The organism is Kitasatospora saccharophila, from assembly GCF_039529925.1.
In the GTDB taxonomy this organism is placed as follows: Bacteria; Actinomycetota; Actinomycetes; order Streptomycetales; family Streptomycetaceae; genus Kitasatospora; species Kitasatospora saccharophila.
The window spans coordinates 25076-51165 of sequence record NZ_BAAANS010000049.1 but is presented as its reverse complement, the minus strand read 5'-3'; the positions used below and the strand labels follow the sequence as shown (position 1 = coordinate 51165).

The window sequence follows — 26090 nt, the reverse complement described above, 5'->3', positions numbered from 1 at the left end:
GGTTCGGGTGCTACAGGTTGTTGAAGGGGTGTCGCCGTGCTGGTTCTGCTGCCGCCGTCGGAAGGGAAGGCCGCGCCGGAGGCCGGGGTGCCGGTGGAGTTGGCGGGGCTGTCGCTGCCGGGGCTGGCCGCGGCGCGGGGGCGGGTGCTGGCGGCGCTGGTGGAGTTGTGCGCGGGGGACGAGGAGCGGGCGGCCGGGGTACTGGGGCTGAGCAAGGGGCTGCGCGGGGAGGTGGCGAAGAACGCCGGGCTGCTGTCGGCGGGGGCCCGTCCGGCGGGCGAGGTGTACACCGGGGTGCTGTTCGACAACCTGGGCCTGGCGAAGCTGGACGAGGCGGCGTACGCCCGGGCGGAGCGTTCGCTGCTGGTGTTCTCGGGGCTGTGGGGCGCGGTGCGGATCGGCGACCGGATCCCGCCGTACCGCTGCTCGATGGGCGTGAAGCTGCCGCCGCTGGGCGCGCTGGGCGCGTACTGGCGGGGCGAGTTGGACGCGGTGCTGCCCGGGGTCGCGGACGGGCTGGTGCTGGACCTGCGCAGTTCGGCGTACGCGGCGGCCTGGAAGCCCGCGGGCCCGGTCGCGGGCCGGACGGTGACGGTGCGGGTGCTGCAGGAGCGCCTGGTGGACGGGGTGCCGAAGCGCTCGGTGGTGTCGCACTTCAACAAGGCCACCAAGGGCCGGCTGGTGCGCGACCTGCTGGCGGCGGGCCTGGAGCCGGCCGCGCCGGGTGAACTGGTGGACGCGCTGGAGCAGTTGGGCCACCGGGTGGAGGTCTCGGCGCGCGGCACCGACCGCAAGCCCTGGCAGTTGGACGTCGTGGTGACCGACGTCCACTGAGCAGCGCCGCCGGGGGCTCAGCGCAGGTGCGAGGTGTCGTTGAGCAGCCGCACCGAGGCGTTGCCGTCGCGGTAGTACTGGACGGCGCAGAGCGAGGCCGCGGACAGTTCCATCCGGTGCACGGCGTCCGGCGGGGCGCCGAGGGCGAGCCGGATCAGGGTCTTGATCGGGCTGACGTGCGAGACCACCAGGACGGTCTGCCCGGCGTACCGGGTGGTGATCCGGTCGCGGGCCTGGGCGACCCGCTGGGCCAGCGTGGTGAGGGACTCGGTGCTGCCGGTGGGCTTGACCTTGGCGGAGCCGAGCCAGCTGGTGAGGTCGGCGGGGTGGCGTTCCATCACCTCGGCGAAGGTGAGTCCCTCCCAGACGCCGAAGTCGAGTTCGCGCAGGCCCTCCTCGATCCGCACCTCCAGGCCGAGCCGGCGGGCGGTGGCCTCGGCGGTCTGCCGGGTGCGCAGCATCGGGGAGGCCACCACGGCCTGCACGGTGCCGCGGGCGGCCAGCGCCTCGGCGGCGCGCTCGGCCTGCCAGCGCCCCTTCTCGGACAGGCCGGGGTCGCTGCCGGTGCTGCCGGAGAAGCGCTTGAGCGGGGTGAGCGGGGTCTCGCCGTGGCGCAGCAGCACCAGGGTGGTGGGGGTGCCGAGGTCGGCGGGCGCGGCCCGGCCGGCCCGGGGGGCGGAGGCGGCGGGCAGCGGTTCGTCCGCCGTGCCGGAGGAGACCGGCGCGGCGGGCCGGGGGGCGGGCTCCCACTGGCGGCCGCGCTGCCCCGCGTCCATCGCCTCGTTGGCGAGCCGGTCGGCGGTCTTGTTCCGCTCGCGCGGGATCCACTCGTACGTGACGTGCCCGGCGGGCAGGACGGTGCGGGCCTCGGCGGCCAGCGGGCGCATGTCGGGGTGCTTGACCTGCCAGCGCCCGGACATCTGCTCGACGACCAGCTTGGAGTCCATCCGGACCTCGACCCGGGCGTCCGGGTCGAGGTCGCGGGCGGCCTTGAGGCCGGCGATCAGGCCCCGGTACTCGGCGACGTTGTTGGTGGCGTGGCCGAGGTACTCGGCGGCCTCGACCAGGACCTGCCCGGTGTCGGCGTCGCGGACCACCGCGCCGTAGCCGGCCGGCCCCGGGTTGCCCCGGGAGCCGCCGTCGGCCTCGACCACGTACCTGGCACCCGCCACCGGACCGGCCACGGGGGTCAGACGCCCGACTCGCCGGTGCGGACCAGGATCCGGCCGCAGTTCTCGCAGCGCAGCACCTTGTCGGCGGGCTCGGCCTTGATCGCGTTGAACTCGGTGATCGAGAACTCGGTGCGGCAGCCCTCGCAGCGGCGCTGGTAGAGGCGGGCCGCGCCGACGCCGCCCTGCTGCTCGCGCAGGCGCAGGTAGGACTTCATCAGGTCGGCGGGGATGATGTGGGCGATGGCCTCGCGGTCGCGGCGGACCTTCTCGACCTGGCCGTCGATCTCGGCGAACTCGGCGTCCCGGCGGCCCTCGGCCTCGGCGACCACGACGGAGGAGTGCTCCAGCCGGGCGGTCAGCTCGACCACCCGGGTCTGGGCGGACTCCAGGCGCTCCATGACCTCCAGGACGATGTCCTCCAGGTCGCCCTGGCGCTTGGCCAGCGAGGCGTTCTCGTGCTGGAGGTTCTCCAGGTCCTTGGGCGAGACCGCGCCGGAGTCCATCCGCTGCTGGTTGCGGGCGGCCCGGCTGCGGACCTGCTCGACGTCCGCCTCGGCCTTGGCCTGCTCGCGGGTGGTGTCGCCGAGCTGGGCCTGGGCGGCGACGACCAGGTCCTTGAGGGCGTTGTGGTCGGCGGTGGCCTTGTCGATCTCGGCGTGCTCGGGCAGGGTGCGGCGCCGGTGGGCCAGCTGGTCGAGGCGGGAGTCGAGGGCCTGCAGGTCGAGCAGGCGGATCTGGTCGGCGGGCGCGGCGTTCACGCGGCAGGGCTCCTGTTGAGTTGGTGAAGCGGGGGAGGTCAGGGGGCGTACGGCATCGGCGCGTGCGCCGTCCACGGGTCGGTGACCCGGGTGGAGACGCGGGTCTCCAGCGGCCAGCCGCGGCTGTCGGCGCGGCCGGTGAGCTCGCGGGCGGCGAGGGTGAGCCAGGGCCACTCGGTGGCCCAGTGCGCGGCGTCGACCAGGGCGACCGGGGCCGCCTCGGTGGCTTCGGAGGCCGGGTGGTGCCGCAGGTCGGCGGTGACGTACGCGTCCACGCCGGCCGCGCGGGCCTCGGCCAGGAAGGAGTCGCCGGAGCCGCCGCAGACCGCGACCCGGCGGACGGGCCGCTCCGGGTCGCCGGCGGCGCGGACGCCCGCGGCGGTGGCGGGCAGCCCGGCGGCGACCTGCGCGGCGAAGGCCGCCAGCGTCATCGGCTCCGGCAGTTCGCCGATCCGGCCGCTGCCCCGGCGGCCCGCCGGGTCGGTCGGGTCGGCCACCAGCGGACCGGTCACCTTCAGCCCGACCGCCTCGGCCAGCGCGTCCGAGACGCCGGGGTCGGCGTGGTCGGCGTTGGTGTGCGCGACGTGCAGCGCGATGTCGTGCTTGATCAGGGTGTGCACCACCCGGCCCTTGGAGCCGGTCGCGGCGACGGTGGTGGTGCCGCGCAGGTAGAGGGGGTGGTGGGTGACCAGCAGGTCGGCACCCCACTCGACGGCCTCGTCCACCACGGCCCGGACGGGGTCGACGGCGAACAGCACCCGGCGGACCTCCGCCTCCGGGTCGCCGCAGACCAGGCCCACCGCGTCCCAGGACTCCGCCCAGCGCGGGGGGTAGACCTCTTCGAGCACGGCGATGACGTCGGACAGTTTCGGCACCTGTCGAGACTACCGCGTGCCACGGCCGGGCCCGGTCCCGCTCCGGTGTGCGGACCGGGCGCCACCGTCGTACACCTGCTCGTCAACCCGGCGGGAAGCGGCGAACGCGGGCCCGCGGCGCCGCCCCGGCAGGCCCGCGGGACGGAAAGGGCCGGTGGCCGCGCGGTGCGCCCCGACCGCGCGCTCCGGGTCGAACGCATTCGAAAGCGAAACCGGATCACCCTTACGGGTGAAGTGACTCGGCCGGTGTTGAGTCACACCCTCCCCGAAAGTAACTTCTAGTCCTGCGAACGAGAGTGACCTCGACCTGGGGGGTCGAAAAAGGCGACCGGCCGCAATTCCCAGCTGCGACGCGTGGAATCCCGTGCGGAGCGCGGGTGAATTCGGCGGGCGCCGCCGAGGCTCTCGTGACTTCCGCAGACCGTTCGGTCGGGTCCACCGCGAAGGGGTGTGAAGCAGATGGGGGCGGGCACACCGCTGCGCAGGGCCGGGGGGCCGGGTCCGGTCGACGACGGGCCGGGTGTGGACGGCACGTTGGTGGAGGTGGCGCGGGCGGCCGTGACCGGCAGCAGGGCCCGGGGAGGCGGCGGCGACTGGACGGTCGCGGTCGAGGGCTTCTGCTGCACGGTGCGGCCGCCCGGCCGCGGACTGCCCGAGCAGGGCTGGAAGCCGCACGGCGGCGCGGCCTCCTCGGTGGCGGTCGAGGTGCTGTCCGCGGTCGCCGCGGTCATTGCCGAGGACCCGTGCGCGTTCACATTCACCGCCGACCGGGAGAAGCTCCACGAAATCAATTCCCGGAACAGCGATCGCGGCTCGGCCGGGAAATTCCTCACCGTCCACCCGGGCGACGACGAGCAATTCCGGCGGCTCGCCGGGGAACTCCACCTCGCCACCGCGGGAATGCCCGGACCGGTGATCCTCTCCGGCCGCTCGGTGCTCGGCAACGACGGCGCCTACCGCCCGGTGCTGCGCGCCCCCGGCGGCGCCCTGGTCGAGGACGTCCGCACCGCCGTCCGCCCCGGGTGGCCGACCCCGTCGAGGGGGCGGGATCGACCACCGGCGGCGAACCGGCCCCGGCCGGCGGCGGCCCGCTCGCCTTCCTCCTCCGCCTCCGCCACGGCGGGCCCCGGATGTGGAGTCCCTGACCAGAGAGCCCCGTCAGGGGCTCGGGGAACGGCGAGTCGATGCTGCTGACGGCCGGAGCCCATCGGAGTGTCCGTGCTGCTGCGTGCCTGAAACAGAACCCGAAGCGGCGGCACCCAACGGCAGTGAACCCCCCGCAGCCACGGGCTCGCCGTTCCCCGAGCCCCTGACTCGTCCTCTTCGTCCGCTTGAAAGGTGATCCCCCGATGAGCACGCAGACCGTGCACCTCGCGCTGCGGCGGCTCGGCTTCACCTTCGCCGGTGACGGCTCGCACGCCGCGTGCCTCGCCGCCGGGGCCGACGGCGGGTGGTACGCGGAGAGTTGGCGGTTGCCGGCGGACGGGCCGGCGGAGCCGGTCGCGTTGCCGTCGGAGGAGGGCTTGCGGGCGCAGCTGCTCGCGTTGCCGGACGGCCGGGTGCTGGTGTGCCGGCACGACGGGGACCGGCACGCGCTGGTGCTGCTGGCGGCCGGGGAGCCGGAGGTGCCGTTGGCGACGGTGCGGATGCCGGGGTTGCGGATGCTCGCGCTGCCGGGCGGGGCCGCGCCGGTCGCGGTGCTGCTGGGGACGGACACCCGTCCGGTGACGACGGTGTGGCTGCTGGCGGCGGACGGGTCGGCGCCGCGGGAGGTGGCGCAGTTGCCGGGGTTGCACGGCGGCGGGGTGTGGCTGGACGCGGCGGGGCGGCTGCTGGCCTTGGACCGGGTGGTCGGCGGGATGGTGAAGACCGTCGTGCTGGACCTCGAACTGGGCACCACCACACCGCTGTTGGAGTTGGGCGAGAGCAGCAACGACCGGCTGGTGCTGTTCGATCCGGCGACGGGTTTCGGGATGCTGCGCAGTGACGCGCCGGGGGTGGACCGGCTCGGCTGGGCGCTGATCGGCGGCGGCGAGCCGGTGCGGTTCCCGGACTGCCTGCACCAGCCGGGGCGGCTGCTGCGTCCGGTGGCGGTGGCGCCGGGGCTGGTGCCGGGGGCGGAGCCGCAGGTGGTGCTGCAGGTGGACCACGGTGCGGCGTCGACGCTGGTGCTGTGGCGGGCGGGCGAGAAACAGGTGCGTCCGCTGCCGGTGCCGCCGGGGCGGCTGGGCGCGGTGGGGCACTGGTCGGCGGCGGGGCTGCGGATGCCGTACTCGGCGCCGGACCGTCCGGCGGCGCTGGCCACCCTGGACGTGGCGGCGCTGCTGGCCGCGGAGCCGCCCGCCCGGCAGGCCCCGATGGCGCTGCCGTTGGCGCTGGCGCCGCTGGACGCCCCGCCCGCGGAGCGGGTCGCGGCGCGGGCCCCGGCGGGCTGGCGGTTGGACGGGTCGGCGGCGCCGGGGGACGGCGGCCGGTGGCGGTCGGCGCAGTGCCTGGAGCTGGCCGGTCCGGCGGGTCCGGTCGAGGCGGTGGTGTACGGCGGCGAGTCGTGGCTGTCGGCGCCGCACCTGGTGCTGGCGCTGCACGGCGGTCCGGCGGACGCCTGGCGGTTGGAGTTCGATCCGGCGCTGCAGCGGATGGCGGCGGAGGGCCTGGCGGTGCTGGCGCCGAACCAGCGCGGTTCGACGGGGTACGGCCCGGAGTACGCGATGGCGATCCGGGGCGCCTGGGGCGGGCCGGACCTGGAGGACGTGCTGGCGCTGCTGGAGGGCGTGGCGGGGCAGCGGGCCGCGCTGGGCCTGGAGCCGCCGGCCCTGTTCGGGGTGAGCTACGGCGCGTTCCTGGCGCTGCTGGCGGCGGCGCACGCCCCGGTGGGGGCGGTGTCGCGGTGCGCGGTGGTGGCGCCGTTCCTGTCCGGCGGGCGGCTGCTGGCGGAGGCGGCGGCGCCGGTGCGGGCGCTGACGGCCCGGCTGGGCGGCGACCGGGAGCTGGAGGACGCGCTGGGCCCGCGCGACGTGCTGCGGGTGGCGCACCGGCTGCACGCGCCGCTGCTGGTGGTGCACGGGGACCGGGACGAGGTGGTGCCGGTCGGCCAGTCCCGTTCGCTGCGGCACGAACTGCTGCGGCTGGGGCGGGTGGAGGGCGTCGACTTCCGGTACGTGGAGGCGGCGGGGGCGGGCCACGAGGTGCTCGCCGAGGAGGGCGCGGCGGCGGTGCACGAGCTGCTGGCGGGCTTCCTGCGCACCGGCCGTCCGACCTGAGGTCCGACCTGGCGTCCGGTCGGGAACACCCGGACTTCCCGGCGCCGGGGGCGTGCGGGAGCTGGAGACCGTCGAACTGGGCGGGCACGGCCCTCCCCTGTCCGTTCCGTGCTCAACAATCGTCGTTCGAACGGGAGTTCTCGTGCGTGGGTCGTCGGTCGCGCTGACCGTGTCGGTGCCGCTGGAGGCGGCGGCGACGCTGGCCCTGCCGGGTGTGGCGGGGGTGGTGCTGGACGCGGTGCTGGCGGGCCGTCCGGCGGGCTGGGCGGTCGGGGGGCTGGCGGCGCTGCTGGCGGTGGGTGCGGCGGCGTCGGCGGTGGCCGCGGCGGCCGGTCCGGCGTGCACGGCGGCGGGCACCGTGGCGCTGCGCGGGTCGCTGCTGCGGCGGGTGCTGTGGCTGCGCCCGTTCCCGTCGGCGGTGGAGCGGCTGTGCGGGGAGCGGCCGGGGCCGGGCGACCTGACGGCCCGGCTGGTGGGTGCGGCGGCGGACGCGGGGGCGGCGCGGGCGGCCCGGCTGGGGCGGCGACGGCGCTGGTGACGTCGGCGGGGGCGGTGCTGGGGCTGGGGCTGCTGTCGCCGTGGCTGGCGGCGGCCTTCTTCGCCGGGGTGCTGCCGGGGGTGGTGCTGGTGCGGCTGTTCATGCGGACGGCGGAGGACGCGTTCGTCCGCTACCAGCAGGCGCAGGGGCGGCTGGCGGACCGGCTGGCGGACGCGCTGAGCGGGATCCGGACGGTGCGGGCGGCCGGGGCGGAGCACCGGGAGGCGGCCCGGGTGCTCGGCGTGCTGCCCGAACTCGGGGACGCGGGACGGACGTTGTGGCTGGCACAGCGCCGGACGGTGGGCCAGGCGACGCTGCTGGTGGCGGCGGTGGAGCTGACGGTGCTGGGCACGGCGGGCCAACTGGTGGCGGCGGGGCGACTGCCGGCGGGGGCGTTCGCGGCCGCGGCGGGGTGGGCGGCGCTGGGGCTGGGGTTCTTCGAGCAGGTGGAGTCCCTGGTGGGAGTGGCGCACGCGCGGGCCGGACTGGCCCGGCTGCGGGAGGTCGACGAGCTGCCGGGGCCCGGCGCGGGTGGGCGTGAACTACCAGACGGGCCGGGCGAGTTGGTATTCCGTTCGGTGCTGGTGCGGGACGACGAGGGCGCGGTGGTGTTCGGCCCGCTGGAGCTGACGGTGCCGGGCGGCACGACGGTCGCGGTGGTCGGACGCTCGGGCGCGGGCAAGTCGCTGCTGGCCGCGCTGGCGGGCGGACTGCGCCTGCCGGACGGCGGCGAGGTGCTGGTCGACGAGGTGCCGGTGGCGGCCCTGTCGGTCGCGGAGCGCCGCCGCGCGGTCGGCTACGCGTTCGAGCGGCCGATGCTGATCGGCCCGTCCCTGGACGAGGCCCTGGAGGGCGCGGACCCGGCGGCCCTGGCGGCGGCCCGGGCGGACGGCTTCCTGTCCCGGCTGCCGCACGGCGGACGCACCCCGGTGGGTGAACTCCAGCTCTCCGGCGGCGAGTTGCAGAGACTCGGACTCGCCAGACTGCTGGCCGGGGACGCCCGGGTGGTGGTGCTCGACGACGCGACGTCCAGCCTGGACGCGGCCACCGAGCACCAGGTGGACCTGGCCCTGCACGAGTCCACCCGGGGCCGCACCCGCCTGGTCATCACCCACCGCGCGGCGGTCGCGGCCCGCGCCGGACTCGTGCTCTGGCTGGACGCCGGCCGGGTCCGGGCGATCGACACCCACACCGCCCTGCTCGCCGACCCGGCCTACCGGTCGACCCTCGCGGACGCGGCCCTGGAAGCCCGGCCCCGGTAGGCGAGAGAGCACCACCAGGGGCTCGACAAGAACGGCGGGATCCACCACCGGGGCCCGGGGAACGGCGGGGCCGTGCTGCTGACGGCCGGAGCCCGTCGAAGAGTTCGTGCTGCTGCGTGTCTTGAACAGAACCCGAAGCCGATGCGCCGGGCGGCAGTGAACCGCCCGCAGCCACGGGCTCGCCGTTCCCCGGGGCCCTGATCTCGCTCCCGGCTTCGGTAGGGTCGGACGATGTTCGGCCGCACCGGCCACGACCGTTTCCTTCGCACGGAGAAGACTGACCTGATGTCCGAGTCCATCGACGACAGCACCGAGCACGGCCACCGCGCGCCGGGCGGCGACGAGACCGCCGACGGCGGGGCGCACGGCCGGCACCGGGGGACCACCGCCAACGACGACACGCCGGGGGCGGACCCGCACGGGCGGCACCGCCGCTGATCCCGGTCCGACGCCCCCGGTCCCCGTCGCCGTCCTGGCGGGGGCCGGGGGCGTCCGGTCGTCGGCGGGCGGGTCAGTCCGTGAGCAGGACGGTGCGCAGCGCCTCGCCGGCCCGCATCTGGGCGATCGCCTCGTTGACCCGGGCCAGCGGCAGCCGGTGGGTGATCATGCCGGCCAGGTCGAGGCGTCCGGCGCGCCACAGGTCGACCGCCAGGTCGACGGTGCGGCGGACGTCGCCGCCGCCGTACAGCGAGGGCAGCAGGCGCTTCTCGTTGAAGAAGAGTTCGCCCATGCTGAAGGCGACCTTGTCGTCCTGGGCGCCGGCGCCGATCACCACGACGGCGCCGCCGCGCCGGGCGGCGTCGTAGCCGGCCCGGACGGTGGCGGCCCGGCCGACCGCCTCGAACACGTGGTCGTAGCCGCCGGCGGGCAACTCGCGTGCGGCGTGCTTGAGTTGCTCGGGGGCGATGGCGTCGGTGGCGCCGAAGCCGAGGGCGCGTTCGCGCCGGAAGGCGACCGGGTCGACGACGGTGATCCGGGCGGCGCCGCTGATCCGGGCGCCCTGGACGGCGGCGACGCCGACGCCGCCCGCGCCGATCACGGCGACGCTCTCGCCGGGCCGGACCTTCGCGGTGTTGAGGACGGCGCCGAGTCCGGTGGTGACGCCGCAGCCGATCAGGGCGGCGAGTTCGTGCGGCAGGTCGTCGGGGACGGGGATCACGCTGTCGGCGGCGACGACGAGCTCCTCGGCGAACGCGCCGGTGCTGTAGAAGCCGTACGCGTCGGTGTTGCCGCCGATCCGGAAGCCGGGGGTGCCGAGGCGGCGGATCGAGGCGGTGCACAGGTGGGTGCGGCCGGCCCGGCAGGCGGGGCAGCGGCCGCACGGGGGCATCCAGCAGAGCACCACCCGGGCGCCGGGGGCGAGTCCGGTGACGCCCGGGCCGACCTCGACCACCTCGCCGGCGCCCTCGTGGCCGGGCACGAACGGGGCGGGCTGCGGCAGGACGCCGGCCATCGCGGACAGGTCGGAGTGGCACAGGCTGGCGGCCCGCACCCGGACCCGGACCTTCCCCGGCCCGAAGCCGACGGCCTCGACGTCCTCGCGGACGTCCAGAACGTCCTGTCCGGTCTGCTGCAGGATCGCTGCGCGCACGGGGCTGCTCCCAGGATGGTCGGCCGGTGTCGGCGCCCGGTGGAACGCGTTCCACCGGGCGCCGACCCTGTATAGCGCATCCACCGCGCCCGGCGGGCGGTCCGGGCACGAACCCGCTTCCCCGCGGCCCGTCGGCTGTGACAGGATCCGCCGCCGTGTCCACTGCCGAAACCCCGGCCGCCGCGGCCCCCGCCGCCCCGGCCGCCGCCGCCCCCGCCCGGGCCACCCGGACCGCCCCGAGCGCCGAGCGCTGTCCCCGGTGCGGTGCGCCGGTGGCCCCGCAGGAGCGCTTCCCGACCTGGTGCCCGTCCTGCGAGTGGAACCTGCTGCCGCCCGCGCCGTCCCTCGACGGCCTGCCGCCGCGGGCCCGGCGCCGGGCCGAGCGGGCGGAGCGGCGCGAGGAGGAGCGCCGGCAGGAGGTCCGGGCCCGCGCCGAGCAGGTGTTCCGGCTGGTCGCGGAGGGCGGGTCCGACCTGCGGCACGGCGCGTCGGTGGGTGCGTTCCTGCTCGCGGGGCTGGTGCACCTGGTGTCGCTGGCGGTGCTGCTGGCCGGGGTGCTGCTGGTCGCGGGGTGGCCGCTGGGCGGCTGGCCGGCCCGGGTGCTGGGCGTGATCGCGCTGGCGGTGGCGTTCCTGCTGCGGCCGCGGCTGGGCCGCCCGGAGCGTTCGGGGGTGCTGACCAGGGAGGCCGCGCCGACGCTGTACGGGCTGGTCGACCTGGTCTCGGCGGAGCTGGGTACGCCGAAGGTGGAGTCGATCGTGGTGACCTCCGCGTTCAACGCCTCCTTCGGCGTCCACGGGCTGCGCCGCCACCGGCAGTTGGAGATCGGCCTGCCGCTGTGGACGGTGCTCACCCGGCAGCAGCGGGTCGCGCTGCTCGGGCACGAGATCGGGCACTGCGTGAACGGGGACTCCCGGCGCGGCGTGTGGACGGGTTCGGCCGTCAACGCGCTGAGCGAGTGGCACGCGCTCACCGCCCCGTCGCGGGACAACGAGACGAACGCCAACCCCGTCGTCGCCCTCGCCTCCTCCGCCGCCAACCTGCTGCTGGGCGTGCTGCACCTCGGGGTGCGGGCGCTCACGGTGCTGATGCACCGCCTGCACCTGCGCAGCGGGCAGGCCGCCGAGCACCGGGCCGACCTGATGGCCGCGCGGCTGACGTCCCCGCGGGACGTGCAGGACGCGCTGCGGGCGCTGTTCAACGCGCACACGCTGGACGCGGTGCTGACCCGGCGGCGGGCCCTGCCCCGGGCCGGCGGCCGGGCGGCGCGGGCGGCCGCCGGCGCGGGCCCGGACCTGTGGGAGACGCTGGCGGAGGCCGTCCGATCGGTCCCGCCGACCGAGGTGGAGCGCCGGGTGCGGCTGTCCGAGCGGGAGGTGTCCGCCACCGACTCCTCGCACCCGCCGACCTACCTGCGGCTGCGGCTGCTGGCCTCGGCCCCGCCGGCCGAACGCCCCCCGCTGGTGCTGGACGCCGGGCGGGCCGCCGCGATCGAGGCGGAGCTCGCCCCGAGCCGGGCCCGGATCGCCGCCGAGCTGCTGTGACCGGGTCCGCCTCGCCGGTCGGCGTTCCTACCATCCAGTAGGGTCCTGGGCAGTCACCCCCGGCCCGGCAGGAGCGCCCGATGTCCGACCCCACCCCTTCCGCCCAGGTCCCGGACCCGCGGGTCCTGGAGTCGTTCCGGGCCGCCACCGGCTTCATGCCGGAGGACGAGGGCCTGGCCCTGTACGCGGCGGCCCTCGACGCGGCCGGGCGCACCGGCCTGCCGCTGCTGGAGATCGGCACGTACTGCGGGCGTTCGGCGGTCCTGCTGGCGGACGCGGCCCGCCGGACCGGGACGGTCGCGCTGACCGTCGACCACCACCGCGGCTCCGAGGAGCAGCAGCCCGGCTGGGAGTACCACGACCCGTCCCTGGTCGACCCGGAGGTCGGGCTGATGGACACCCTGCCGCGGTTCCGCCGCACCCTGCACGCGGCCGGCCTGGAGCCGTACGTGGTCGCGCTGGTCGGCCGCTCGCCGCAGGTCGCCGCGGTCTGGCGGGGCCCGCTGGCGCTGGTCTTCGTGGACGGCGGGCACACCGACGAGCACGCCACCGGCGACTACGAGGGCTGGGTGCCGCACCTGGCCGCGGACGGCCTGCTGGTGGTGCACGACGTGTTCCCCGACCCGGCGGACGGCGGCCAGGCCCCGTACCGGGTGTACCTGCGGGCGCTCGCCGAGGGCTTCGAGGAGGTCTCGGTGACGGGCTCGCTGCGGGTGCTGCGCCGCCCGGCCGCGGTGTCCGGCTGACCGTCCGCCGGGCGGCCGGGTTCCCGTCCCGGCCGGAAATTTCCCGGCCCGATCGGGAACGATCAACGCCGCTGCCGCGTCGTCCCCACCGCGACCCGTTGCCGATCCGCCGTGACCGCTCCCACCGTCGGCCGGTACGGTGTCGGCGGCAGACGACGAACGGCCCGCACGGGGAGCGGCCCGTGCGGCGCAGGGGCACCGGCCACCCGGTGCGGGACCGGTTCAGTTGGGGGCGAGGGCAGGGCATGACGGAACAGGGCAGTGCCGCGAGGGCGGTCTGGGACCCGACCGCGAACAACGGCGCGGGCGGCTGGGTCCGCCGCGCAGTGGCGGCCGACCCGGCCGCGGCGGGGCCGCCCACCACGGCGATCCCGCTGCCGCCGATCCCGTCCGGCCCGGTGGCCCCGGCCGCTCCGGTCCCTCCGCCGGCCGGCGGCCAGCAGCAGCCCTTCCCGCCCGGTCCGCCACAGCAGCAGTCCGGCCCGCCGCAGGCCGGTCCGCCGCAGCAGCAGTCGGGTCCGCCGCAGGCCGGTCCGCCGCAGCAGCAGTCCGGCCCGCCGCAGACCTTCGGCGGCCCGCAGGGCTTCACCCCGCCGCCGACCGGCGGCCCGTCCTTCGGCGGGAACCAGACCTTCGGCGGCCAGCAGCAGCCTTTCCCGCCCGGGCCCCCGCAGCAGCAGTCGGGTCCGCCGCAGCAGCAGTCCGGCCCGCCGCAGACCTTCGGCGGCCCGCAGGGCTTCGCGCCCCCGCCGACCGGCGGCCCGTCCTTCGGCGGGAACCAGACCTTCGGCGGCCAGCAGCAGCCCTTCCCGCCCGGTCCGCCCCAGCAGCAGTCCGGCCCGCCGCAGACCTTCGGCGGCCCGCAGGGTTTCACCCCGCCGCCGACCGGCGGCCCGTCCTTCGGCGGGAACCAGACCTTCGGCGGCCAGCAGCAGTTCAGCAACGGCCCGGGCGGCTACGGCGGTTACCAGGAGCCGGAGTTCGACTACGAGGAGGACCCGCGCAGCCGCCGCACCCCGCTGCTGATCGGCGCGGCGGTGGCGCTGGTGCTGCTGATCGGCGGGGCCGTGGTGCTGGTGCTGCAGAACGGCGACTCGAAGGAGACCCCGTCCGCCAAGGGCTCGGCCACCCCGACGGCGGCGCAGCCGAGCCCGGGCGGCGGGGCGGGCGACGGCAGCCAGGACGGTTCGCCCGCGGCGTCCGCCTCGGCGTCCCCGTCGGCCTCGGACTCGGCTTCGGCCTCGCCGTCGGCGGGTCCGGAGGCGGCGGCCCAGGCGAAGGCGCTGGACGCGCTGCTGTCCGAGGGCGAGAACGCGAAGGCCCCGATCGGCAACGCGGTGGCGAAGGTGCGCAGTTGCCCGGCGAAGGGCGAGGTGGACGGCGCCGCGCAGGTGTTCGACACCGGTGCCCAGCAGCGCGACGCGCTGCTGGGCCAGCTGGCCGGGCTGAAGACCGACAGCCTGCCGGGCGGCGACGAGGCGGTGGCCTCGCTGAAGTCGGCCTGGCAGACCTCGGCGGACATCGACCGGGCGTACGCGGCCTGGGCCCGCACCGTCTCGGAGAAGGGCTGCACCAACAACGTGGCGCCCGGCGGGGCCGACCTGGCCCGCGCCAACGACCTCAACCCGAAGGCCACCGCGGCGAAGCAGGACTTCGCCGCGAAGTGGAAGCCGATCGCCCAGACGTACGGGCTGACGCCCCGGACCGGGGACAGGATCTGAGGAACACGTGACAGGCCGTACCACCCCGTACCACGTCCGCCCCGACGGCCCCGAGGGCCGGGAGCCGTACGCCGACCCGTACGCCGACCCGGTCCGGCGGGCGGGCCGCTGGCGGCCCGCCGCGAAGGTGGCGGCGGTGGTGCTGCCGGTGTGCCTGATCGGCTGGCTGGGCTGGCAGGCCGTCGCCAACAGCAGCCGGGACGTCTCCCCGCACGCCTCCGGCCCGCGCACGCCGAGCTTCGCCGAGGGCGACCGGGTGGACGGCGCGGAGGCGGACAGCGGCTCGCCGGCCGCGCCCGCCCAGGCTCCGGCGGCGGAGTCCGCCCAGGCGTCCCCGCCCCCCTCGGCGCCGGCCTCGCCGAGCGGGGGCCCCCGGCCGCTGGCCGGGCGGACCGTGCTGCTCGACCCGGGCCACAACGGCGGCAACGCCGAGCACGCCACCGAGATCAACCGCAAGGTCGACATCGGCAACAGCCGCAAGGAGTGCGACACCACCGGCACCGAGACCAACGCGGGCTACCCGGAGGCCGACTTCACCCTCGACGTGGTGCACCGGGCCCGGCAGATCCTGCAGGACCGGGGCGCGAAGGTGGTGCTGACCCAGGACGGCGACCGCGCCTGGGGCCCGTGCATCGACGAGCGCGCCCGGATCGGCAACGAGGCCGGGGCGGCCGCCGCGGTCTCGGTGCACGCGGACGGCGCGCCCTCCTCCGGGAACGGCTTCCACGTGATCATGCCCGCCCGGGTGGTGGCCGGACCGGCCGACACCTCGGCGATCGTCGACCCCTCGCACAAGCTGGGCCTGCTGCTGCGGGACGCCTTCAAGGCGGGCACCGGCGAGCCGTACTCCAGCTACATCGGTCAGCAGGGCCTCGACACCCGCAGCGACCTCGGCGGGCTCAACCTGTCGAAGGTACCGAAGGTGTTCATCGAATGCGGGAACATGCGCAACTCCGGGGACGCCCAGCGGATGTCCGATCCACAGTGGCGCCAGCGGGCCGCCCAGGCCCTGGCCGACGCGCTGACCAGCTATCTCACCGGGTGAACCACCGCGTCCACCCCCCGTCCCGCCCCGTCCCGCCCCCGCTCCACCCCGATTCCCGGCACTCCCCTTCCGTACCGATTCGGTGCGGATCCGGAGGGTGCCGTGCACGCGGCGTCGCCTTGGCTCTAGGCTTTTGCCCCGTCGTACCGACCCGGTACCACGGGGGCCCGGTCAACCGCCGCCGACCACGACTACACCAATGAGGGGAACGCCAGTGAACTCGCGCGCTCTCACCAGGGGAGACGCCGCCGTCGCCGGTGCGGCCGTACTGCTCCTGATTTCATCCTTCCTCGCCTACCGCAGCGCCGACTGCGGTTCGTACTGCGGGAAGGACAGTTCGTTCAACGTCTGGAAGTCGGACCTCTTCCCGACCCTCCAGTCGGTCTACCTGCTCGGCATCATCGGTGCCGTGCTGATCGTGGTCGGTTCGCTCCAGAAGGCCACCCTCGGCAACAAGGAGTTCGTCGGACTGCGCCTCGACCAGTGGGGCAGCGCCGCGATCGTGATCGCCCTGTGGGGCATGCTGTGGTCCTTCGGCGGCTGGAGCAGCACCGGCATCAACTACGGTGCGGGCGCCTGGCTCGGCCTGGTCTCGCTGCTGGTGATGGCGGGCGTCGTGGTCGCGGGCAACGCGCTGCCGGCCCTCAAGCTCCCGCTGTCCTCGGGCGCCCCGGCCGCCGGCCAGCAGTACCCGGCGTACGGCGGCCAGCCGCAGCAGGGCGTTCCCGGTGCCTACGGCTACCCGGGCGCCCAGCAGCAGCAGCCCTTCCCCGGCCAGCAGGCCGGTCAGCCGCAGGCCCAGCAGCAGCCGACCCCGGGCGGCTACGGCTTCCCGCAGGCCGCCCAGGCCGCTCCGGCGCCGTCCCCGGCCGCCGCGGCGGTCGCCCCGCTGCCCACCGCGGTGCAGCCGGCCGTCCAGGACCAGGCCCCGGCGCAGTCCGGTGCCCCGTTCTCCCCGTTCTGGTTCGCCGTCCCGGCGGTCCGCCAGCTCGCCAACAAGGACAACCCGGCCGCCCCGGCGGTCGGCGAGCTCGTCCCCGGCACCTGGTACCTGGCCGTCGACCAGCGCGGCGCGGCCCTGGTCGCCCAGCTCCCGGACGGTACCCACGGCCTGCTGAACGACACCAACGGCATCCAGCGCGGCTGACGCCCGTCACCCCCGCGCCTTGACCGGGGCGCGGAACGGACGCGACGAAAGGCCCGCCCGGAGAGGGGACTCCCCTCCCGGGCGGGCCTTCGCCGTTCGCCGCGCCCCGGCAGCCCGCGCAGCCCGCGGCACCGGGCGGCCCGGTGCCGGAACGCCCGGCGGCCCGACGCCGGAACGCCTAGCAGCAGTCGTTGACCGCCAGTCCGCCCGGCAGCTGTTCGCCGCCGAAGACGCTGACCGTCGCGTGGTCGCCGCCGAGGGCGGCGACGGCGAGCAGCAGGGCGCCGGCGGTCCAGGTGGTGCGCTCCTCGGGCCAGACCGCGTGGTCCTCGTAGACGTAGCCGGTCCAGTAGGAGCCGTCGTCGTGGCGGAGGTGCTGGATCCAGCGGAGGATCTCGACGGCCCGGTCGGACTGTCCGGCGGCCCACAGGGCGAGGGCGAGTTCGGCGCTCTCGCCGCCGGTGACCCAGGGCCGGTCGCTGACGCAGCGGACACCGAGGCCGGGGACGACGAAGCGGTCCCAGTCGGCGGCGAGCCGGCGGTCGGCGTCCGCGCCGCGCAGGGCGGTGCCGAGGACGGGGTAGTACCAGTCCATGGAGTAGCGGTCCTTGTCGAGGAACCGCTCGGGGTGGCGAGCGATGGCGTGCTGGAGGCGTCCGGCGGCGATCTCCCAGTCGGGTTGCGGCCGGTCGAGGTGGTCGGCGACGGCGAGTCCGCAGCGCAGCGCGTGCAGGATCGAGCAGGAGCCGGTGAGCAGCGCGTCGGTGGCGGCGGTGCCGTCCTCGTCCTGGCGCCAGGCGATCGCGCCGCCGGGGAGGCTGAGCCGGACGGTGTGGTCGAGGGCGCGGCTGACGGTGGGCCAGATCCGTTCCAGGAAGCGGTCGTCGCCGGTGGACAGGTGGTGGTGCCAGGCGCCGACGGCGGCGTACGCGCAGAAGTTGGTCTCGCGGGCGAGGTCGGTGGCGGTGCCGTCGGCGGTGCCGGGCTGCCCGTAGGCGTAGGCGGCGTACCAGGAGCCGTCGGGGTTCTGCCGGTCGGCGAGCCAGCGGTAGGCGGCTTCGGCGGCGGCGTGCTCCCCGGCGGTGTCGAGGGCCATCGCGGCCTCGGTGTGGTCCCAGGGGTCGAGGTGGCCGCCGTGGAACCAGGGGATCGCGCCGTCGGGCTGCTGGTGGGCGAGGATCGAGCGGACGGTGTCGGCGGCCTGCCCGGCGTCCAGGACGCCGTCGAGCAGCAGGGCGGCGGGGACGGCGGCCGTCACGCGTCGGCCTTGCGGGGCTTGCTGGCGTAGACCACGAAGGACTTGCCGAGGACGGGGTTGAGGGCCTTCTCGGCGGCCTTGGTGAGGGTGGAGATGACGGGGGTGCCGACGATGTCCCAGACCAGCAGCTGGTGGTAGGCGCGCACCGGCAGCGCCTTGTCGTTGTCGACGCCGACCGCGCACTTGATCCACCAGTAGGGGGCGTGCAGGGCGTGCGCGTGGTGGGTGCCGTACGGGGTGAGCCCGGCGTCGCGGACCTTCCGGACGAGTTCGTCGCCCTTGTAGATCCGGATGTGGCCGCCCTCGACCTCGTGGTACTCGTCGGACAGCGCCCAGCAGATCTTCTCGGGCAGGTAGCGCGGCACGGTGACGGCGAGCAGGCCGCCGGGCTTGAGGACCCGGACCATCTCGGCGAGCACGCCCTCGTCGTCGGGGATGTGCTCCATCACCTCGGAGATGATGATCTTGTCGAAGGTGGCGTCGTCGAAGGGCAGGTTCAGCGCGTCGCCCTCCATCGCGGTGGCGCTGGCCCCGGCGGGGGCCTCGCCGGCCTGCTCCATGGCGGCGAACCACTTGCGGACCTCGGCGATCTCCTCGGCGTTCCGGTCGAGGGCGACCACGTCGGCGCCGCGCCGGTAGCACTCGAACGCGTGCCGGCCGCCGCCGCAGCCCAGGTCGAGCACCCGGTCGCCGGGGGCGAGCGGGAAGCGGGAGAAGTCGACGGTCAGCACTGCGGGGCTCCCATTCGCGGAGGGGGTGTTTCTTCGGAGTTGACGGCCGGTCACCCGGCCCGGCGTCAGCCGACGTAGCGCCAGCCGGGGCCGGAGCGGGCGGCGGCACCGGTGCCGGTGGCGATCGCGGCCCGGTAGCGCTCGACGGTGAGTTCGGCGGCCCGGGCCCAGGTGAACCGGGCCAGCACCCGCTCGCGCCCGGCGGCGCCGAGCCGTTCGCGCAGCGCGGGGTCGTCCAGCAGCCGGCCGAGCGCGGCGGCCAGCGCGCCCGCGTCGCCGGGCGGCACCGCGAGGCAGGTCTCGCCGTCGGGCCCGGCGACCTCGGGGATGGCGCCGCCGGTGGTGGCGACCAGCGGGGTGGCGGTGGCCATCGCCTCGGCGGCGGGCAGCGAGAAGCCCTCGTACAGCGAGGGGACGCAGGCGGCCTCGGCGGAGCGGTACAGGTCGACCAGTTCGGCGTCGCTCAGGCCGGTGCGGAACTCGATGTGCCCCTCCAGGCCGAAGCGGCGCACCGCCTCGGCGACCGGCCCGGCCTCCTTCTGCGGCTTGCCGACCACCACCAGGTGGGCGTCCCGCTCGGTGCGGACCTTGGCGAGCGCCTCGACCAGGTGCACCAGGCCCTTGAGCGGGACGTCGGCGCTGGAGGTGGCGACGATCCGGCCGGGGACCCGGGCGACCGCGGCGGAGGGCGACCACAGCCGGGTGTCGGCGCCGATCGGGACGACCGAGACGGCGCCGGGCGCGGTGCCCAGCTGCTCGGCGATCTCGGCCTTCGAGCTCTCCGAGACGGTGATGACGTGCGCCAGCCGGGCGGCGACCCGGCGCTGCATCCGGGTGAAGGCGTACCAGCGGCGCTTGCCGAGCCGCTCCAGCCGGGTGCGGGCCGCGTCGATCTCCAGCCGCCGGTCCACGGTGACCGGGTGGTGCACGGTGGTGACCAGCGGGAAGCCGTGCCGGGCCAGGCCGAGCAGGCCGTACCCGAGGGTCTGGTTGTCGTGCACGACGTCGTAGCGGCCCTTGTGCCGGGCCAGGTGGGCGCGGGCGCGCAGCGAGAAGGTCAGCGGTTCGGGGAAGCCGCCGGTGCGCATCACCGCGTACTCCAGCAGGTCCACCGGGCCGCGGAACTCGGCGGCGGCGGGGGTGCGGAACGGGTCGTCGGCGCGGTACAGGTCGAGGCCGGGCAGTTCGACCAGCCGGACGCCGCCGGGGCCGTCGACCTCGTCGAGCACCGGGTACGGCTGGGCGCCGATCACGTCGACGCGGTGGCCGAGCCGGGCCAGTTCGCGCGACAGGTGGCGCACGTACACGCCCTGGCCGCCGCAGAACGGGTCGCCGCGGTACGACAGCAGGGCGATCCGCAACGACGGCGGCGACACAGCGGTCATCCCCAGTCCCCATTCCTCGCTACTCACCGGGACCGGCGACGGAGAAGGCCGCCGACCGGTAAAGTAGATCACGTTTCACAGCGGTGCGAACTCGTCGTTGGAGAAAGTGAACAACGAGGGACCTCGAAGATTACCGGCCCGTAGCTTTCCGTCAGGAGCCCCGGCGGGTGATTCGCACCACGCCGCGCCGCCGCGCCCGGCGCACCGCCGCCACACCTCCCGCAGCCGTTCCTGGAGTGCACGTGACCGCCACCGCCGCCGCCGGGCCGCTGACGCCGCGCCAGGCCGAGCGCCGCCGGGGCATCCTGCGCTCGGCCACCGCGCTGGCCGCCCGGGGCGGGTACGAGGCGGTGCAGATGCGCGAGGTCGCGGAGGGCGCGCGGGTCGCGCTCGGCACCCTGTACCGGTACTTCCCGTCCAAGGTGCACCTGCTGGTCGCGGTGATGCACGAGCAGCTGGAGCGCCTGCACGAGCAGGTCCGGCGCCGCCCGCCGACCGGCGCGGACCCGGCGGCCCGGGTCGCCGAGGCGCTCACCGCCGCCTTCCACGCGCTGCAGCGCGAACCCCGGCTGGCCGAGGCCATGGTGCGGGCGCTGTCCTTCGCGGACCGCTCGGTGGGCCCCGAGGTGGACGGGGTCGCCCAGCTCACCGGCGCCATCGTGCTGACCGCCACCCGGCTGCCCGGCCCGCCCACCGCCGAGCAGCAGGCCGCGCTGCGGGTGGTGGTCCACACCTGGCACGCCGCCCTGCTGGCGTGGCTGTCCGGGCGGGCCTCGCTGGCCGAGGTCCGGGCCGACCTGCACACCGCCGCCCGGCTGCTGTCCCCCGCCCCCGCGGCGTCCGCCGACCGGCCGGAACTGCAACCCGTTCCACCACCTGCCGCCGGGGCGGTCGCGGCCGCGGGCTAGAGTCATTGGTCGCGGGACCGGCTCCGGCCCCCGCGACAACTTCACATCCGCCTCCGAGGCCGGGGGAAGCCGGTGCGACTCCGGCACTGACCCGCAACCGTGAGCCGCCCCCGCACCGCCGGGGCGCGGCGCAGTCGGACTGCCCGGCCGGAGGCGAGCGGCCCTCATCCGTCGTGGGTCTACGGGCGAAACCGGGGTGTGCCCCGGCCCGCTGCGACCGCTCACCGAAAGGCTTCACCCCATGCCGACCGCTGCCCGCCTGGGCGCCGCCGCGCTCGCCGGCGCCCTGCTCGCCGGCACCGCCGCCGCGCCCGCGCTCGCCGACACCGCCACGCCCTCCCCCTCGGCGTCCGCCCCGTCCTCCTCGTCCTCCTCGGCCTCCCCCACCCCGGCCACCGGCGTGCCCGCCGGGCTGTACGGCAAGGGCGACCCGCAGTACGACGGGGTGTGGCGGCAGTCGCTCGCCCTGGTCGCGCTCCAGCAGGAGAAGGTCGAGCCCGCCGAGGCCGCCGTGCAGTGGCTGCTCGACCAGCAGTGCGAGGACGGCGGCTGGCCCTCCTACCGGGCCGAGGGCACCCCGTGCACCCCCGCCACCGAGGACACCAACGCCACCTCGATGGCGGTCCAGGCGCTCACCGCGCTCGGCGGCCACCAGCAGCCGGTCGGCCGGGGCACCGACTGGCTGCGCGCCCACCAGAACCCGGACGGCAGCTGGGCGTACAACCCGGGCGCGCCCGGCGACGCCAACTCCACCGCCGTGGTGCTGAACGGCCTGCTCGCGGCCGGCCTCGACCCGGCGCAGGTCGCCGTCGGCGGCCGCTCCGGCTGGGACGGCCTGGCCTCCTTCCAGCTCGACTGCACCACCCCCGCCGACCAGCGCGGCGCCTTCCTCTACCAGCCCGCCGCGGGCGTCCCGGCCGCCGCCGACACCATCGCCTCCGCGCAGGCCCTGCTCGCCGCGGCCGGCGGCCACCTCCCGGTCGACACCACCGACCGCAAGGACGCCCCGCCGAAGGCCCTCGCCTGCGACGGCGGCCAGGGCGCCGGGCCGGTCGCGCACGCCGACTCCGCCGAGGCCGACGCCGCCTGGCTGACCGCCCGGCTCGCCGCCGACGGTCAGCACCTGACCGCCAAGACCCCCGGCGCGGACACCCCCACCCCCGCCTACGACTCCACCGCCTGGACCGTCCTCGGCCTGGTCGCCGCCGGCCACCCCGCCGAGGCCGCCAGCGCCGCCGACTGGCTGGCCGGCAACGCCTACTCCTGGGCCGCCCAGGGTCCGACCGGCACCAACCCGGCCGCCACCGCCACCCTGGTGCTGACCGCCCGCGCCGCCAAGCTCGACCCGTACAACTTCGGCGGCGCCAACCTGGTCCAGCTGCTGGTCGACTCCGGCCCGAAGCCGAAGAGCGGACCGGTCGCCGGTGACCCGCAGGCCACCCGCGCCCCCGGCGCGGCGATCACCGAGCCCGACGAGAACAGCGGCTTCTCGGCCGGCTGGCTGATCGGCGTCGGCCTCCTGGTCGGCGTCGGCGCGGGCCTGCTGCTCAGCCTCAACCGCCGCCGCCAGAAGGCGACTTCCGGCACCGACAGCGCCGACAGCACCCCGGCCACCGGCGCCGACACCGGCTCGGGCTCCGACTCCGACACCGGCTCCGACGACCAGCCGGAGCGGACCCGATGACCGGCCGCACCACCCCCCTCGCCACCCCCCTCGCCGCCCGCCGCTCCGGAGCGCTCCCCCTCCTGCTCGCCCTGCTCGCCGGGTGCGCGGCGCTCCTCGGCCCGGCCGCCGGCTCCTCCGCCGCCGCCGAGTACCGGTACTGGTCGTTCTGGAAGGGCGGCGCCGACGGCTGGTCCTACCAGCAGGTCGGCCCGGCCGGGAACGTTCCGGCGGACGGGGCGGTGGACGGCTGGCGGTTCGTGCTGAGCCAGGACGGCGGCCAGGACACGCCGCGCCCCTCCGCGGCCCCCGACTTCGCCGCGATCTGCGGGGGCACCGCGCCCGCCGACGGCCGCAAGCGGGTCGCGGTGGTGCTGGACTCCGGCAGCGCGGCGGACGCCCCGAAGGGCGAGCAGCCGCCCGCCGTCCGGTCGGCCTGCGCCTCGGTGCCGTCCGCGGCGAACTCCGCCGAGGTGCTGGCCGCGGTCGCCGCGCCGCTGCGCTACGACTCGGGCGCGATGCTGTGCGCGATCTCCGGCTACCCGCGCGCGGGGTGCGGCGAGCAGGCCGCGGCGGGCGCGGACTCCGCGGCCGCCGGCGGTGGGCCGGGCGGTGACGGCGGCCCGAGCGTGGGCCTGTTCGCCGGGGTCGGCGCGGTGCTGCTGCTGGGTGCGGGCGCGGTCTGGCAGGCCCGTCGCCGCCGCACCCGCTGAGCATGTCGACCTCCCGCCGGACCGCCGACCCCGCACCCCCGCAAGGGCGTTCGCCGGGCCGTCCGGCGGCCGCGCACAGCCGGGCGCTCACCCGGCAGCTGCACCCGGGGGCGTGGTGGCTGTGGTCGCTGGGCCTGGCCGCGGCGGCCAGCCGGACCACCAATCCGGTGCTCCTGCTGCTGATCCTGGCGGTGGCGGGCTACGTGGTCGCGGCCCGGCGCGGTGACGCCCCCTGGGCCCGCTCGTACGCGGCGTTCCTCCGGCTGGGCCTGCTGGTGCTGGCCGCCCGGATGGTGTTCGCGGTGCTGCTGGGCTCCCCCGTCGGCGGCACCCACGTGCTGTTCACGCTGCCCCAGGTCCCGCTGCCGGCCTGGGCGCAGGGCGTCCGGCTGGGCGGCGCGGTGACGCTGGAGGGGGTGCTGTTCGCGCTGTACGAGGGGCTGCGGCTGGCGGTGCTGCTGGCCTGCGTGGGCGCGGCGAACGCGCTGGCCTCGCCGTCGCGGCTGCTGCGCTCGCTGCCGGGCGCGCTGTACGAGGCGGGCGTGGCGGCGGTGGTGGCGCTGACCTTCGCGCCGAACCTGGTGGCGGACGTCCGGCGGCTGCGCGCGGCGCGCCGGCTGCGCGGGCGCTCCGACCGGGGGGTGCGGGCGGTGCTGTCGGTCGGACTGCCGGTGCTGGAGGGCGCGTTGGAGCGTTCGGTGGCGCTGGCGGCGGCGATGGACACCCGCGGTTTCGGCCGCACCGCCGTCGTCCCGCGCCGGGTGGTGCGCACCGCGGGGGCGCTGACCCTGGCGGGGCTGCTGGCGGTGTGCTCGGCGACGTACGGCCTGCTGACCGCGGGCAGCCACCCGTGGGCGCTGCCGGTGCTGCTGGCGGGTGCCGGCGCGGCCGGGGCGGGCCTGGTGCTGGGCGGCCGGCGCAGCGTCCGGACCCGCTACCGGCCCGACCCGTGGGCGCTGCCGGAGTGGCTGACGGCCGCCTCGGGCGCGCTGGTCGCGGCCGTGCTGATCTGGTACGCGGGCCGCTGGCCGGAGGCGCTCAGCCCGGGCGTCGTCCCGCCCACCGCGCCCGCCCTGCCGCTGCTGCCCGCGCTGGCCGTGCTGGTCGGTCTGCTGCCCGCCTTCGTCACCCCCGAGCCGCCCCGGAGCACCCGGTGACCGCCCGCCTCCCCGTCTCCCCTCCCCCGCCCGCGTCCGAGCCGCCCCGGAGCACCCGGTGATCACTTTCGAGCAGGTCGGCGTGCAGTACGCCGACGCGACCGAACCGGCTCTGTCCGGTGTCGAACTGACCATCCCTGAGGGCGAGTTGTGCCTGCTGGTCGGCCCATCCGGGTCCGGCAAGTCGACGCTGCTGGGCACCGTCTGCGGCCTGGTGCCGCACTTCACCGGCGGCACCCTGACCGGCCGGGTCACGGTCGCCGGGCGGGACACCCGCGAGCACCGGCCGCGCGACCTCGCGGACGTGGTCGGCACCGTCGGGCAGGACCCGGCCGCGCACTTCGTCACCGACACCGTCGAGGAGGAACTCGCCTACGGCATGGAGTCGATGGGCCTGGCCCCGGCCGTGATGCGCCGCCGGGTCGAGGAGACCCTCGACCTGCTGGGCCTGGCCGAGCTGCGCGGCCGGGCGCTGTCCTCGCTCTCCGGCGGGCAGCGCCAGCGGGTGGCGATCGGCTCGGTGCTGACCGTCCACCCGAAGGTGCTGGTGCTGGACGAGCCGACCTCGGCGCTCGACCCGGGCGCCGCCGAGGAGGTGCTGGCCGTCCTGCAGCGCCTGGTGCACGACCTGGGCACCACCGTGCTGCTGTCCGAGCACCGGCTGGAGCGGGTCGTCCAGTACGCCGACCGGGTCCTGCTGCTGCCCGGCCCCGGCGAGCCGCCGGTCCTGGGCGACCCGGCCGCGCTGATGGCCCGCTCGCCGGTCCGGCCGCCGGTGGTCGAACTCGGGCTGCGGGCGGGCTGGACGCCGCTGCCGCTCACCGTCCGCGACGCCCGCCGCCGGGCGGCCCCGCTGCGCGACCGACTGCCGCTCCCGGCACCGAAGTCGCCGCCCGCCCCGGCCGAGCCGATCGCCACCGCGAGCCGGCTGGTGGTCTCCCGGGGGCGCGTCCCGGCGCTGCGCGGCGTCGAACTCGCCCTCGCCCCGGGGCAGATCACCGCCCTGATGGGACGCAACGGCGCCGGGAAGTCCACCCTGCTCGGCACCCTGGTCGGCCTGCACGCCCCCGACTCCGGCAGCGTCCGGGTCAACGGCCTCGTCCCGCACAAGTCCCGCCCCAAGGAGCTGATCCGCTCGGTCGGGCTCGTCCCGCAGGACCCGCGCGACCTGCTGTACGCGGAGACCGTCGCCGAGGAGTGCGCCGCCGCCGACCGGGACGCCGGGGCCGAACCCGGCACCTGCCGCGCCCTGTTGGCCGACCTGCTGCCCGGCGTCGCCGACGACCGCCACCCGCGCGACCTCTCCGAGGGCCAGCGGCTCACCCTCGCGCTGGCCGTCGTCCTGGCCGCCCGCCCGCCCGTCCTGCTGCTCGACGAACCCACCCGCGGCCTCGACTACGCCGCCAAGGCCCGCCTGGTCACCGTGCTGCGCGGCCTCGCCGCCGCCGGCCACGCCGTCCTGCTCGCCACCCACGACGTCGAACTCGCCGCCGAACTCGCCCACCGCACCGCCGTGCTGGCCGAGGGCGAGATCGTCGCCGACGGCCCCACCCCCGAAATCGTGCTCGCCTCCCCGACCTTCGCCCCGCAGACCGCGAAGATCCTCCCGCCCTACCTGACCGTCCCCGAGGCGGCCGCCGCCCTGGCCGCCCTCACCGGGGAGCCGCCGCGATGACCCCTCCGCCCCCTCCGCCCCCTCCGCCCCGCACCCGACCCGCCCTCCCGCTCGCCACCGGCCCCACCGGATCCACCGGACCCGCCCGCCGCACCGCCGCGTCGGCC

At 76.6% G+C, this 26090-nt stretch carries 23 protein-coding genes; 16 read left to right on the top strand and 7 right to left on the bottom strand.

Features of this window, described 5'->3' with window-relative positions; genetic code table 11:
• The first annotated feature begins 36 nt into the window (after positions 1–36).
• Entirely contained in the window at positions 37–834 is a 798-nt protein-coding gene (gene yaaA, locus ABD345_RS29550) for a peroxide stress protein YaaA (RefSeq protein WP_344556505.1), read from the top strand.
• A 17-nt stretch (positions 835–851) separates the two neighbouring features.
• On the opposite strand, the gene ABD345_RS29545 is transcribed toward yaaA, so the two are convergent.
• Genes ABD345_RS29545 through ABD345_RS29535 form a run of 3 tightly spaced genes read right to left on the bottom strand, consistent with a single transcriptional unit; the run spans position 852 to position 3639 of the window.
• A complete protein-coding gene (locus ABD345_RS29545; RefSeq protein WP_344556503.1) occupies positions 852–2018 on the bottom strand; it encodes a bifunctional RNase H/acid phosphatase in 1167 nt (388 codons plus the stop codon).
• 5 nt (positions 2019–2023) lie between these two features.
• A complete protein-coding gene (locus ABD345_RS29540) occupies positions 2024–2764 on the bottom strand; it encodes a zinc ribbon domain-containing protein (protein ID WP_344556501.1) in 741 nt (246 codons plus the stop codon).
• A gap of 38 nt (positions 2765–2802) precedes the next feature.
• The gene (locus tag ABD345_RS29535) at positions 2803–3639 is read right to left on the bottom strand and encodes a Nif3-like dinuclear metal center hexameric protein (protein ID WP_344556499.1); all 837 of its coding nucleotides are present in this window, start codon (positions 3637–3639) and stop codon (positions 2803–2805) included.
• 558 nt (positions 3640–4197) lie between these two features.
• Between ABD345_RS29535 and ABD345_RS29530 the strand changes: the two genes are divergently transcribed.
• The 5 genes from ABD345_RS29530 (at position 4198) to ABD345_RS29510 (ending at position 9137) form a co-directional block, all read left to right on the top strand.
• On the top strand, positions 4198–4833 hold the full coding sequence (locus ABD345_RS29530; RefSeq protein WP_344556497.1) for a class III lanthionine synthetase LanKC N-terminal domain-containing protein: 636 nt from the start codon (positions 4198–4200) through the stop codon (positions 4831–4833).
• Between the two features lie 155 nt (positions 4834–4988).
• Complete coding sequence (locus ABD345_RS29525; RefSeq protein WP_344556495.1) at positions 4989–6899, top strand: S9 family peptidase; 1911 nt, start codon at positions 4989–4991, stop codon at positions 6897–6899.
• A gap of 142 nt (positions 6900–7041) precedes the next feature.
• The gene (locus tag ABD345_RS29520) at positions 7042–7437 is read left to right on the top strand and encodes a hypothetical protein (protein WP_344556493.1); all 396 of its coding nucleotides are present in this window, start codon (positions 7042–7044) and stop codon (positions 7435–7437) included.
• Positions 7434–8699, top strand: a complete 1266-nt coding sequence (locus ABD345_RS29515; RefSeq protein ID WP_344556491.1) for an ATP-binding cassette domain-containing protein — start codon at positions 7434–7436, stop codon at positions 8697–8699. Before ABD345_RS29520 ends, ABD345_RS29515 begins: the two co-directional genes overlap by 4 nt.
• A gap of 285 nt (positions 8700–8984) precedes the next feature.
• Complete coding sequence (locus tag ABD345_RS29510) at positions 8985–9137, top strand: hypothetical protein (RefSeq protein ID WP_344556484.1); 153 nt, start codon at positions 8985–8987, stop codon at positions 9135–9137.
• 73 nt (positions 9138–9210) lie between these two features.
• On the opposite strand, the gene ABD345_RS29505 is transcribed toward ABD345_RS29510, so the two are convergent.
• Positions 9211–10290 (bottom strand): alcohol dehydrogenase catalytic domain-containing protein, encoded by a 1080-nt coding sequence (locus ABD345_RS29505; protein WP_344556482.1) that lies wholly within the window; start codon positions 10288–10290, stop codon positions 9211–9213.
• A 155-nt stretch (positions 10291–10445) separates the two neighbouring features.
• On the opposite strand from ABD345_RS29505, the gene ABD345_RS29500 reads away from it, so the two are divergent.
• The 5 genes from ABD345_RS29500 to ABD345_RS29480 all read left to right on the top strand — a co-directional run bounded on the left by ABD345_RS29500 (position 10446) and on the right by ABD345_RS29480 (position 16493).
• A complete protein-coding gene (locus ABD345_RS29500) occupies positions 10446–11834 on the top strand; it encodes a M48 family metalloprotease (protein WP_344556480.1) in 1389 nt (462 codons plus the stop codon).
• An 80-nt stretch (positions 11835–11914) separates the two neighbouring features.
• Positions 11915–12580, top strand: a complete 666-nt coding sequence (locus ABD345_RS29495; RefSeq protein WP_344556478.1) for a class I SAM-dependent methyltransferase — start codon at positions 11915–11917, stop codon at positions 12578–12580.
• A gap of 245 nt (positions 12581–12825) precedes the next feature.
• Complete coding sequence (locus ABD345_RS29490) at positions 12826–14301, top strand: flagellar basal body-associated FliL family protein (protein ID WP_344556476.1); 1476 nt, start codon at positions 12826–12828, stop codon at positions 14299–14301.
• Positions 14302–14308: 7 nt separating this feature from the next.
• Positions 14309–15346 (top strand): N-acetylmuramoyl-L-alanine amidase, encoded by a 1038-nt coding sequence (locus ABD345_RS29485; RefSeq protein ID WP_344556474.1) that lies wholly within the window; start codon positions 14309–14311, stop codon positions 15344–15346.
• Positions 15347–15560: 214 nt separating this feature from the next.
• Complete coding sequence (locus ABD345_RS29480) at positions 15561–16493, top strand: hypothetical protein (protein WP_344556472.1); 933 nt, start codon at positions 15561–15563, stop codon at positions 16491–16493.
• Between the two features lie 178 nt (positions 16494–16671).
• On the opposite strand, the gene ABD345_RS29475 is transcribed toward ABD345_RS29480, so the two are convergent.
• From ABD345_RS29475 to ABD345_RS29465, 3 genes are all read right to left on the bottom strand, one after another.
• Positions 16672–17751, bottom strand: a complete 1080-nt coding sequence (locus ABD345_RS29475) for a prenyltransferase/squalene oxidase repeat-containing protein (RefSeq protein WP_344556470.1) — start codon at positions 17749–17751, stop codon at positions 16672–16674.
• Entirely contained in the window at positions 17748–18482 is a 735-nt protein-coding gene (locus ABD345_RS29470; RefSeq protein ID WP_344556468.1) for a class I SAM-dependent methyltransferase, read from the bottom strand. The genes ABD345_RS29475 and ABD345_RS29470 overlap by 4 nt, the downstream gene beginning before the upstream one ends.
• 65 nt (positions 18483–18547) lie before the next feature.
• Positions 18548–19867, bottom strand: coding sequence for a glycosyltransferase family 4 protein (locus tag ABD345_RS29465; protein ID WP_344556466.1), 1320 nt, complete (start codon positions 19865–19867; stop codon positions 18548–18550).
• Positions 19868–20109: 242 nt separating this feature from the next.
• Between ABD345_RS29465 and ABD345_RS29460 the strand changes: the two genes are divergently transcribed.
• The 5 genes from ABD345_RS29460 (at position 20110) to ABD345_RS29440 (ending at position 25983) form a co-directional block, all read left to right on the top strand.
• The gene (locus ABD345_RS29460; RefSeq protein WP_344556464.1) at positions 20110–20775 is read left to right on the top strand and encodes a TetR family transcriptional regulator; all 666 of its coding nucleotides are present in this window, start codon (positions 20110–20112) and stop codon (positions 20773–20775) included.
• A gap of 241 nt (positions 20776–21016) precedes the next feature.
• A complete protein-coding gene (locus tag ABD345_RS29455; protein WP_344556462.1) occupies positions 21017–22459 on the top strand; it encodes an SCO2321 family membrane protein in 1443 nt (480 codons plus the stop codon).
• On the top strand, positions 22456–23151 hold the full coding sequence (locus ABD345_RS29450) for an SCO2322 family protein (RefSeq protein WP_344556460.1): 696 nt from the start codon (positions 22456–22458) through the stop codon (positions 23149–23151). The genes ABD345_RS29455 and ABD345_RS29450 overlap by 4 nt, the downstream gene beginning before the upstream one ends.
• A 2-nt stretch (positions 23152–23153) precedes the next feature.
• Positions 23154–24308, top strand: a complete 1155-nt coding sequence (locus tag ABD345_RS29445) for an energy-coupling factor transporter transmembrane component T (RefSeq protein WP_344556458.1) — start codon at positions 23154–23156, stop codon at positions 24306–24308.
• A gap of 58 nt (positions 24309–24366) precedes the next feature.
• Positions 24367–25983: an ABC transporter ATP-binding protein gene (locus tag ABD345_RS29440; protein WP_344556456.1), complete on the top strand. Its 1617-nt coding sequence runs from the start codon at positions 24367–24369 to the stop codon at positions 25981–25983.
• Positions 25984–26090: the final 107 nt, after the last annotated feature.

Coding starts and splice junctions, on each gene's coding strand:
- ABD345_RS29525 (WP_344556495.1), top strand. CDS start 4,989: ATGAGCACGCAGACCGTGCACCTCGCGCTGCGGCGGCTCGGCTTCACC.
- ABD345_RS29510 (WP_344556484.1), top strand. CDS start 8,985: ATGTCCGAGTCCATCGACGACAGCACCGAGCACGGCCACCGCGCGCCG.
- ABD345_RS29495 (WP_344556478.1), top strand. CDS start 11,915: ATGTCCGACCCCACCCCTTCCGCCCAGGTCCCGGACCCGCGGGTCCTG.
- ABD345_RS29490 (WP_344556476.1), top strand. CDS start 12,826: ATGACGGAACAGGGCAGTGCCGCGAGGGCGGTCTGGGACCCGACCGCG.
- ABD345_RS29465 (WP_344556466.1), bottom strand. CDS start 19,867: ATGACCGCTGTGTCGCCGCCGTCGTTGCGGATCGCCCTGCTGTCGTAC.
- ABD345_RS29455 (WP_344556462.1), top strand. CDS start 21,017: ATGCCGACCGCTGCCCGCCTGGGCGCCGCCGCGCTCGCCGGCGCCCTG.
- ABD345_RS29450 (WP_344556460.1), top strand. CDS start 22,456: ATGACCGGCCGCACCACCCCCCTCGCCACCCCCCTCGCCGCCCGCCGC.
- ABD345_RS29445 (WP_344556458.1), top strand. CDS start 23,154: ATGTCGACCTCCCGCCGGACCGCCGACCCCGCACCCCCGCAAGGGCGT.